The sequence below is a fragment of the Streptomyces sindenensis genome (assembly GCF_014649035.1).
Lineage (GTDB): Bacteria > Actinomycetota > Actinomycetes > Streptomycetales > Streptomycetaceae > Streptomyces > Streptomyces sindenensis.
In genome coordinates, this window is the sequence record NZ_BMSG01000092.1 from 1 (window position 1) to 753 (window position 753).

Annotated in this window: 1 protein-coding gene; it reads left to right on the plus strand. The window is 70.5% G+C overall.

What is annotated here, in order from left to right:
- On the plus strand, positions 1-753 hold a 753-nt coding region (locus tag IE145_RS33175), incomplete at both ends, for a transposase family protein (protein ID WP_373296662.1).

Consider the following 753-nt stretch of genomic DNA (forward strand, 5'->3'; position numbering starts at 1 on the left):
CACGCTCGACGTCCCGCGCCACGTCGTCGAGTTCCTCGCCAGGCTGCTGGCCGCTCACCGGAGACGGATCGGCACCCCGAAGGGCTCGCGCGCGCTGGGCCCGTTCCGGCAGGCGGTGCTGGTGCTGCGCTGGTTCCGCGAGCGTGGCTGCGTGCACTGCCTGGCCCGCGATGCAGGCGTCTCGCAGGCCACCGGCTACCGCTACCTCCACGAGGGCATCGACGTCCTCGCCGAGAAGGCTCCTGACCTGCACGAAGCCCTGAGCCGTTGTCAGCGCGAAGGCGTAACGCACGTGATCCTCGACGGCACGCTGATCGAATCGGACCGCCTCGCCGGCGTCCGGGACAACGGCAACGACTGGTGGTTCAGCCAGAAGCACAAGGCGTTCGGCGGCAACATCCAGTTCCTGTCCGCCCCGGACGGCACCCCCCTGTGGGTCTCCGACGTCGAACCCGGCTCCACGCCCGACATCACGGCCGCCCGCGTCCACGCCCTGCCCGCCCTGTACAAGGCGGCGGCCGACGGCCTGCCGACCCTGGCGGACAAGGGCTACATCGGAGCCGGCATTGGCATCCTCATCCCGGCCCGCCGCCCAAAGGGCAAGTCAGAACAGGCACTTCACGTCGACACCCGCATGTTCAACACCCTGCTGCGGCACGTGCGGGCCCTGGGCGAGCGGACCGCCGCCGAGCTCAAGCAGCGATGGCGGGCCCTGCAGCACGTCACGCTCAGCCCCAGCCGGATCGGAGACAT